The sequence below is a fragment of the Wolbachia endosymbiont of Cardiocondyla obscurior genome (genome assembly GCF_902713635.1).
In the GTDB taxonomy this organism is placed as follows: Bacteria; Pseudomonadota; Alphaproteobacteria; order Rickettsiales; family Anaplasmataceae; genus Wolbachia; species Wolbachia pipientis.
This window is the reverse complement of sequence record NZ_CACTIU010000057.1, coordinates 1-8,617: the sequence shown is the minus strand read 5'-3', so window position 1 is coordinate 8,617 and position 8,617 is coordinate 1. Positions and strand designations below refer to the sequence as shown.

General features: G+C 35.1%; 6 protein-coding genes and 1 pseudogene. 4 read left to right on the top strand and 3 right to left on the bottom strand.

Annotated features, from left to right (window positions below; translation table 11 throughout):
- Positions 1–142 precede the first annotated feature (142 nt).
- The 3 genes from mnmA to WOCAOBSORBRA_RS04735 all read right to left on the bottom strand — a co-directional run bounded on the left by mnmA (position 143) and on the right by WOCAOBSORBRA_RS04735 (position 4,093).
- A complete protein-coding gene (gene mnmA, locus WOCAOBSORBRA_RS04745; RefSeq protein WP_174516039.1) occupies positions 143–1,255 on the bottom strand; it encodes a tRNA 2-thiouridine(34) synthase MnmA in 1,113 nt (370 codons plus the stop codon).
- 316 nt (positions 1,256–1,571) lie between these two features.
- Positions 1,572–2,648 carry a rod shape-determining protein gene (locus WOCAOBSORBRA_RS04740; protein ID WP_007548791.1) on the bottom strand — a complete coding sequence of 359 codons (1,077 nt, stop codon included), beginning with the start codon at positions 2,646–2,648 and terminating at the stop codon, positions 1,572–1,574.
- Positions 2,649–2,671: 23 nt separating this feature from the next.
- The gene (locus tag WOCAOBSORBRA_RS04735; protein WP_174516038.1) at positions 2,672–4,093 is read right to left on the bottom strand and encodes a gluzincin family metallopeptidase; all 1,422 of its coding nucleotides are present in this window, start codon (positions 4,091–4,093) and stop codon (positions 2,672–2,674) included.
- 275 nt (positions 4,094–4,368) lie between these two features.
- Between WOCAOBSORBRA_RS04735 and WOCAOBSORBRA_RS04730 the strand changes: the two genes are divergently transcribed.
- The 4 genes and pseudogenes from WOCAOBSORBRA_RS04730 to WOCAOBSORBRA_RS04715 form a co-directional block, all read left to right on the top strand.
- Positions 4,369–4,848 (top strand): OmpA family protein, encoded by a 480-nt coding sequence (locus tag WOCAOBSORBRA_RS04730; protein ID WP_010081889.1) that lies wholly within the window; start codon positions 4,369–4,371, stop codon positions 4,846–4,848.
- 177 nt (positions 4,849–5,025) lie between these two features.
- Positions 5,026–6,321 (top strand): tRNA lysidine(34) synthetase TilS, encoded by a 1,296-nt coding sequence (tilS, locus tag WOCAOBSORBRA_RS04725; protein ID WP_174516037.1) that lies wholly within the window; start codon positions 5,026–5,028, stop codon positions 6,319–6,321.
- A gap of 12 nt (positions 6,322–6,333) precedes the next feature.
- Complete coding sequence (gene ftsH, locus WOCAOBSORBRA_RS04720; protein ID WP_174516036.1) at positions 6,334–8,172, top strand: ATP-dependent zinc metalloprotease FtsH; 1,839 nt, start codon at positions 6,334–6,336, stop codon at positions 8,170–8,172.
- 154 nt (positions 8,173–8,326) lie between these two features.
- Positions 8,327–8,617, top strand: a pseudogene (locus tag WOCAOBSORBRA_RS04715) (hypothetical protein); the annotation flags it as partial.

Genomic DNA, 8,617 nt, shown 5'->3' with positions numbered 1-8,617 from the left:
ATCTGTACAGAGAAGATAAATAAATAGCTTCAGTTTCATGATAAGGGGGCTGGCGGAGTTTGTCAAGGAAGTTTTTTCGTTTCTGTTATATGGTTATGCAAGAAGTCTATTGTATGTTTACACTCTGCATTAAAGCTTTTGGTTAAGAGCATATCCATCCACCGCCGATAACTTGCTCATCTTTATACGCTACACAGGCTTGACCTGGACTGATGCCAAAGTAATCGTCGTTTAAAATGACACAGGCTTTATTTTTTTCGTCAGTTGAATGTATTGTTGCTAAACTTCCCGCATGTGATGATCTCAGCTTCACAGTTACTTCCATACCTTCCTTTGGTTGTTCTAACCAATTTAACTCTTTGATCAATATCTTTTTTTGCATTAACGCGTTGATCGGGCCTACTATAACCTCATTATTCTCTGTATTAATTTTTATCACGTAAAGAGGTTCATTGTGTGCGATACCCAAGCCCTTTCTTTGCCCCACTGTAAAATTTACTATGCCACTGTGCTCGCCTAGCACTTTTCCATTAACATCCACTATTTTACCTTTCTGTACAGATTGTGGAGCTAATTTAGCTATTGTTTTACTATAGCTTTCGGAAACAAAGCATATATCTTGACTGTCCGGCTTTTCAGAAATTTGTAAGCTGAAATACTTTGCTAATTTTCTTATATCACTTTTATAGAACCCACCTAGTGGAAATCGCAAAAGCTTTAACTGCTCTTGAGTTGTAGCAAACAAAAAATAACTTTGATCTTTACTTTTATCAATACTTCTGCACAACTTTACCTCACCATTTTTTTCTAACCTTCTCACGTAATGTCCTGTTACGAGCACATCCGCACCAAGATTTTTTGTAACTTGCAATAGATCACGAAATTTTACCGTTTGGTTACATCTCACGCATGGTATGGGAGTTTCCCCACGCATATAGGTACTCGCAAAATCCTCTATTACTTCCTTTTTGAATATTTCCTCATAGTTTAAAATATAGTGAGGAAAGCCAACACTTTCAGCTACACGCTTAGCGTCATAAATATCCTGTCCAGCGCAGCATGCACCCTTTCTTGCGTTAGCATTGCCATCAGTGCCATATAGCTGAAGAGTTACACCTATCACCTGGTACCCAAGGTTATGTAGCAGTGCTGCAGCAACCGAGCTATCAACTCCCCCGGACATTGCAACAATAGCCTTGGTCTGGTGCGGAGCTTTATCTTTTAGCAGAGGTTCAATTTCAAATTCTTTTAGCATAATCGCCTTAATTTATAAACGCAAATCTTGTGTCATTCCAACATACAACTGTGCAAACGTTTTGATTTGGGGGCAATTTACATAGTAGATGATGTCATGAAAGTAGCTGACACTGGAATCTAGCTTCTATTACACAAATTCATTAAAACAGCATATTTATTTGTAATCAAGTTTCCTGGATCCCAGTGTTAGCTACTCGGATGACACCCTTTTCTGCTAGAAGTTGCCTTCAAATTACTTGGTGCATGACACTGGGATCTCATTTATATTACATAATTCCATCAAAACAATTCGATAAACTACCTTCAAAAATAATTTAATCTTGCTTGAATAAAACATGGCCAAAATAATCCATGTTTTCAAGCACTTTTCCACTACCTAAGGCAACACAACAAAGTGGGTCATCTGCAACACGAACCGGTAATTTTGTTGTTTCACTGATAACTTTACCTAGATTACGTAATAATCCACCACCACCGGATAAAACTATTCCTCTATCGACTATATCAGAAGAAAGTTCAGGTGGAGTGCTCTCCAGCGCAGTCTTAATAGCAGAAATTATCTGATGTACAGGCTCTATTAAACTCTCTGCAACTTGGTATTCTGATAAAAGCATTTCTTTTGGCATGCCACTCACTAAATCCCTGCCCTTAATTATCATTCCCTCTTTGTTATTTTCACCTGGCAGACTGGCTGAACCTATGCTTTTCTTAATTTTCTCAGCGGTTGTTTCACCGATTAATAATTTATGATTTTCACGAATATATGACTTTATTGCCTCATCCATAATATCGCCACCTACTCTGGCAGAACGTGAATAAACAATTCCACCTAAAGAAATAATTGCAACTTCAGTTGTACCGCCTCCTATATCAACAATCATAGAACCTTCAGGTTCGGTAACCGGGAGCCCAGCTCCGATTGCTGCAGCCATTGGTTCTTCAATTAAAAATACTTCATTTGCACCAGCACTTTCTGCTGCATCTTGTATAGCACGCCTTTCAACTGGCGTGGATCCAGATGGAACGCATATGATAATATTAGGTTTATTAACAGTGAATTTTGTGTTTGCACTGCGTATGAAATATTTTAGCATTTCTTCCGCACTTTTAAAATCAGCAATGACTCCATCTTTTAAGGGCCTTATCGCCTCTATCTCTCCAGGCGTTTTTCCAAGCATCATTTTAGCTTTTTTACCAAAAGCATAAGGAACGTAGCTTCCTTTTTCTTTTATTCTTGCTACAACTGAAGGCTCATCAAGCACTATTCCCTGATTTTTCTGATAAACTAAAGTGTTTGCAGTGCCAAGATCTATAGCAATATCGCTAGCGAATAAACCTTTGAAAGTGAAAAGGCTATAAAACTTTCCGGTTAATTTTCGAACAAAATTCATACATAACTCAAGAAAACCATTTATTAAGACAAATTATACTTTTCAGATAAGTAGTAAGTAACACACTCAACGTCTAAACCCTTACCTGTTACTTTTTTTAGCAGTTCCAGGCCACACTTTGCACTGTATATATTTTGAGATAACCAACTGATCAGTAAACTAAAATCTCCTTTTATTATAGCACTTAATGATTCGTAATGATTCTTTTTAACGCAAGAGAAAATCTGCACAGCAGCAATTAAAGCAATAATTTTTATAGGAAAGTAGCCCATAACACCGCTTGCCCAATATTCATCTTGAAAATAAGTGTTTAGCTCATTTTCAGCTTTTACTGGAATTTTATAGTGCTTCATACCTTCCAGCCACGCATCATGCAGGTCTTTGACTTCCAATGTACCATTTATTATATCTTGTTCTAACCTAGTTCTCAACATAATATGAGCTAACAGACTAAATTCATCTGCATTTTTTAAAAAAGAAGAAAGGTTTATTTCATTGAAAATCAAGTACAAATTTTCAACACTGCTAACTTTCTCGTTAGTTTTGCCTTTTATAGCAAATTTCTCTTTTATGTGTGGTTGAATAAACTCAATAAATTCTCTGGATGTTCCAATCATCCTTTCCATGAATAACCCTTGAGTTTCATACATAACATGTCTCGTAATTGGACTACTTATAGAATTTTGCGCTAAACATTTTTGATAAATTGCATAACCACTATGCCGTAAAAGTGAAAATAAACCATAACAAAAATCAGATTCATCATAATCTATAGGGTAGTAATAAGAAGTACGAATCTCATTTAGTGCAATACCCATTTGCTGTAAACATAATGAGCCAAGTTCAATCTGTTTCTGAGTAGCAACTTTTTGTATATTAGTAACCTTATCCTTTTTCTGCTTTTCAATTATTTTATCTACATTTTCGCTAAAAAATTTGCCTACCTTGGGGAATACTTCCCTTATATTCCTTTCTGTGATATCAGAGTCATAGTCAGCAAGCAGTGAGTCGTATTTTGAGCATTTTAATTGCTGCGATTTTATAGAAGCTACTTCGCGAATGAGTGTGATTAAATCAGTAAAACGTTCTTTTAGTTTTTCTAAGTTACTGGTTTCAGAATGAGATAGCTTCCATAAATTTTGGCATTCAACCTTAGCTTTGGATAAAGACTTTACTAAATCAATAGGAACAGCACTGTTGCTTTTATGTATTCTCTCTATTAACTTTAGCTGCTGAGTATTTGCACTTTTTTTGTTACCAAGAGCATCTGCTAATGATTCCTTTATTGCGTCATGAGAGATAATTTCATGTCTGATTTCTTCTAGAAGACTCATTTGTTCAACTTTGTCCTCTATATTCAATTGGCTTTGGTTTAGTACTTTTAGCGTATTTTCGATACTCTTTACCCTATATAATACTTCCTCTAAAAACTTATAAGATTGCATATTTGTTCATTATTTTAGAAAACATCTGTTTAATACCGTAATAGATTAATAATAAAGTTAAAAGTATATTTGCTTAAAGTACAATAAAAAATTGTACTTTTTATTCTTTTATTGGATTTTTCTACTCAGAGTCCAGCATATTATAGGAAAATTAATTGTAAGGTTGTAGAAAAAGTATTTAGTATTTTATTTCTCTTGACTATATTACAATATGGAGAGATATTAGCTACTGAAATTAAAGTTACGCACTATTTAAAATTTATGGAGGTTTAGTAATGTGGAGTAGACTGGTTATAATGTGCTGTTTTTGTTTATTACTTACTGGTGTAAGTTCTTGCCCAAAAAAAGGAGCAAATACAACAAATAAAATAAATTCTGTTGTTAAGCAGATAGGTGATAAAAGAGTTTTCTTTGGTTATGATGAATCTAGTATTGCTGAAGTAAGTGCAGATGCATTACTTGACGTAATGGAGGTGTTACAAGATAACCCTGACGCGAAGGTTACTTTAACTGGTCACACTGACAACCGTGGTTCTCATGAATATAATCTTGCGCTAGGCGCTAGAAGGGCAGATGCAGCTAAAAAATTTATGGTTAGTTGTACACCCTACATAGAAAACAGAATAAAAACTGCTTCTAAAGGTGAAACTGAGCCTTTGGTTAATGTAAAAGATGATTCTAGAAATTCTAAATATGAAAAAGAGCATGCTAAAAATCGTAGAGTGGAATTTTCATTTTCTGGAATAAAGAAATAGTTTCTTGCATTAAAACCTGGATCCCAGTGTCAAGCACTGGGATGACATAAAGAAAGGGCACTGGGGTGGACAAAAAAGGACAAACTTGTCATATTTCGTTGCTTGTTAGCGGGATCTATATATACCACAAATAAGTCGCTGTATGACGTAGAGACTATCTGGCCATCAAGAGGCATAATGGAATTAGAGTTATTATTTCAAAATGTGGTTAATAGTTTTGCTTTCTATAATAATCAAGTTGCAGTTGCAGTATCAGGTGGTGTAGATAGTATAGTCTTACTGCACTTAATGAATAACTGGGCAAAAAAAAACAAGCTTCCACTTCCTATAGCATTAACAGTAAATCATGGGTTACGTCCAGAGTCTCAAAAAGAAGCTGATTTTGTTGTAAGTTATGCAAAGGAACTTGGAGCAAAGGAATCGTTCATATTAAATTGGGAGAAGCAAAATATTAAAGGCAATATTCAGTTACAGGCACGAAAAGCACGGTATAAGTTACTAGCAGAGTGGTGTAAAAATAATAATGTTAAATATTTACTTGTTGCTCATCACAAAGATGATCAAGCAGAAACGTTCTTGTTAAGATTAGAGCGAGGTAGTGGCGTAGATGGATTATCATCAATGGACTACAAGTCTTTCCTAAATGGTATTTATATATTTAGGCCATTGTTAAATTTTAGTCGTAGTGAAATAGAAAAGTACGCTAAGCTTCATCGGTTAAAATGGATCGAAGATAGAAGCAACTATGACTTAAAATACAGGCGAACTTTATACCGTAACTTACTTAAAGCAAGTGATAATCAAGAGATTTTAACAGAGCGAATATGCCTCACAGCCCTTCATATGAAAAGAGCTGCAAAAGCGTTGATGCACTACACACGCCTTGCGTTTAATGACTGCGTTAATGTGCATGATCTTGGTTATATTGAAATTAAACTAAGTGAGTTTTATCAATTGCCAGAGGAAATAGCCTTGAGGCTTCTTCTTTACTCCATAATGGCAATTGCCAGTAAACATTATAAACCAAGGTACAACAGCCTTATCGTAATATTTAATAAAATATTGCAAAAGGATAGTAATGTTAACTGTACACTTTCTGGGTGTAAAATAAGAAAACATGGAGAAAATATCTTGATAATTAGAGAATCGTCAAAGATACAAGAAATTACCTTAAACCTACCTTTAAATGAACCTACTCAATGGGATAACAGATTTAGCTGCACAATACTCGGAAATCAAGAGTGTTCAGTTATCATCGCTCCATTAAAAAAAACACAAAAAGTTCCTGAATTTCTGAAGGATTACAACTGCTGCCCTGAAGTTTTCTATTCTTTGCCTGTAGTGCTAAAAGATGGAAAGGTGCTTGCTTATCCTGATGTAAATTATAACGGAAAAAATACCAATGACGATAAGGTTCAATGCATTATTAATAGCACGATAAAACAAAATTTGGTAAGCTTGATTAGTATTTAGTTAGAAATAGAAATGAAAAAATTTTTAGAAGGCTTATTGATCTGGTTAGTAATTATTGTTCTTATTTCAGTTGCTTATATTCAGTTCAGCGGAAATGTAGGTAAAAGTAAAACAATTATACCTTTTTCGGAATTTTTAACTAGACTAGAAGACAATGATGTAGAAAATATTGTCATAAAAAACCAGAGCATTGAAGGCAAGTTCAGGGACGGTTCAAGTTTCAATTCAAGCGGTGTCATATATAGCGACCTAATAAAAAATTTACATGATAGAAAAGTGAGATTCTCCTTTTCAACTGGAGATTCTGCCATGAACGTAATTGGTGGATTACTTATCTCATGGGTCCCAACATTTATCTTTATTGGCTTCTTGCTATTCTTTCTTAAACAAACACAAGCGGGGGGCAACAGAACTATAAGCTTTGGCAAATCAAGGGCTAGACTCATGACTAGTGGAAAAAAAGTAACATTTGATGATGTTGCCGGAATTGATGAAGCAAAAGAAGAGCTAGTAGAGATCGTTGATTTTCTTAAACAAAGGCAAAAATTTCAAATATTAGGTGGAAAAATACCAAAAGGGTGCCTTTTGATTGGCTCTCCTGGAACTGGTAAAACTTTACTTGCTCGTGCAATTGCAGGAGAAGCTAATGTGCCATTCTTTAGTATTTCTGGATCTGATTTTGTTGAAATGTTTGTGGGTGTTGGTGCAAGTCGTATTCGTGATATGTTTGATCAAGGCAAGAAAAATGCTCCTTGTATAATTTTTATAGATGAAATAGATGCGGTGGGTAGACATCGTGGCATTGGTCTTGGTGGCGGCAATGATGAAAGAGAACAAACATTAAATCAGTTATTAGTTGAGATGGATGGCTTTGAGTCTAATGAAGGTGTAATAATAATTGCTGCGACTAACCGTCCGGATGTCTTAGATCCAGCACTGCTTAGACCTGGTCGTTTTGACCGACAGATTACTATTTCTTTACCCGATATAAATGGGCGTGAAAAGATATTAAATACTCATATAAAGAAAATATCAATAGCACCAGATGTAAACGTGAAAACAGTTGCAAGAGGAACACCAGGTTTTTCAGGGGCTGATCTAGCAAATTTGGTGAATGAATCTGCACTTATCGCTGCAAGAAGAAACAAGAAGATTGTTACCATGGATGATTTCGAATATGCACGTGATAAAGTGATGATGGGCGTAGAAAGGCGATCTCTCATTATGACAGAAGAGGAAAAGAGACTGACTGCATACCATGAAGCTGGTCATGCGATGATTGCTGTTAATATGCCTGCTTCTGATCCTATACACAAGGCAACAATTATTCCACGCGGTAGGGCACTCGGTTTAGTTATGAGACTACCAGAAACAGATAGAGTGTCCCTCACAAGAGAAAAGATGCTAGCAGATATAACTGTTGCAATAGGTGGAAGAGTGGCAGAAGAGCTAATTTTTGGCTACGATAAAGTCACAAGCGGTGCATCTTCGGATATAAAACAAGCATCTGATTTATCACGCGCTATGGTAACAAAATGGGGAATGAGTGACAAAATAGGCCCGATCTATCACAATCGCGAACAAACCATACATGGTTCTGAGATAATTTCTGAAGATACGTTAAAACTTATAGATGAAGAAGTGAAGAAAGTTGTATCTTCTTGCTATGAAAAAGCAAAAGACATTTTGACCAAGCATAAGAAAGGCTTAGATCTCATTGCCGAAAATCTACTGGAGTTTGAAACTTTAACAGGAGATGAAATAAAGGACATATTAAATGGAAAAAAAATTGTTAGAGAGGAAAATGAGAAGAATGAGAAAATAAAAAAATCCTCTCTCTATGAGAGTTGACCTCATCTTAAAAATGCTAATCAGCTAACGCTGCAATAAAACATTCAGAATTGTAACTGTCAATATAAATTGTATTAAAATATTCATAATATTGCATTTTCATCACAATAATGCTATCATTCAGTTAGTATTAATGTTTAATGAGGTGTGAGTAATGATTGATATAGCTTCTATTGGTGTAAGTACAGTTATTGATCAGAATTATAGAAGAAAAGCACAATTATGTTTATCAGGATTATTTGTAACTGTGTCAATAGCAACTGTTACCTGGTTTATTTTCCCTGCGTCACAAAATGTATTAGCTCCGTTTTTACTTCCGGCTATGTTCTTGCTCTTCACTTTATCGATGGGTTATTACATGTTCATATTTATAGTATTTTCTAAAATGAATGATAAATTTCCATTATGGTATTACCAACCAAAAGTTGTAAGTCTGTATATTTAT

Bases quoted from the DNA above. Each gene is read 5' to 3' on its own strand.
- mnmA (WP_174516039.1), bottom strand. From the start codon at position 1,255: ATGCTAAAAGAATTTGAAATTGAACCTCTGCTAAAAGATAAAGCTCCG.
- WOCAOBSORBRA_RS04740 (WP_007548791.1), bottom strand. From the start codon at position 2,648: ATGAATTTTGTTCGAAAATTAACCGGAAAGTTTTATAGCCTTTTCACT.
- WOCAOBSORBRA_RS04735 (WP_174516038.1), bottom strand. From the start codon at position 4,093: ATGCAATCTTATAAGTTTTTAGAGGAAGTATTATATAGGGTAAAGAGT.
- WOCAOBSORBRA_RS04730 (WP_010081889.1), top strand. From the start codon at position 4,369: ATGTGGAGTAGACTGGTTATAATGTGCTGTTTTTGTTTATTACTTACT.
- tilS (WP_174516037.1), top strand. From the start codon at position 5,026: ATGGAATTAGAGTTATTATTTCAAAATGTGGTTAATAGTTTTGCTTTC.
- ftsH (WP_174516036.1), top strand. From the start codon at position 6,334: ATGAAAAAATTTTTAGAAGGCTTATTGATCTGGTTAGTAATTATTGTT.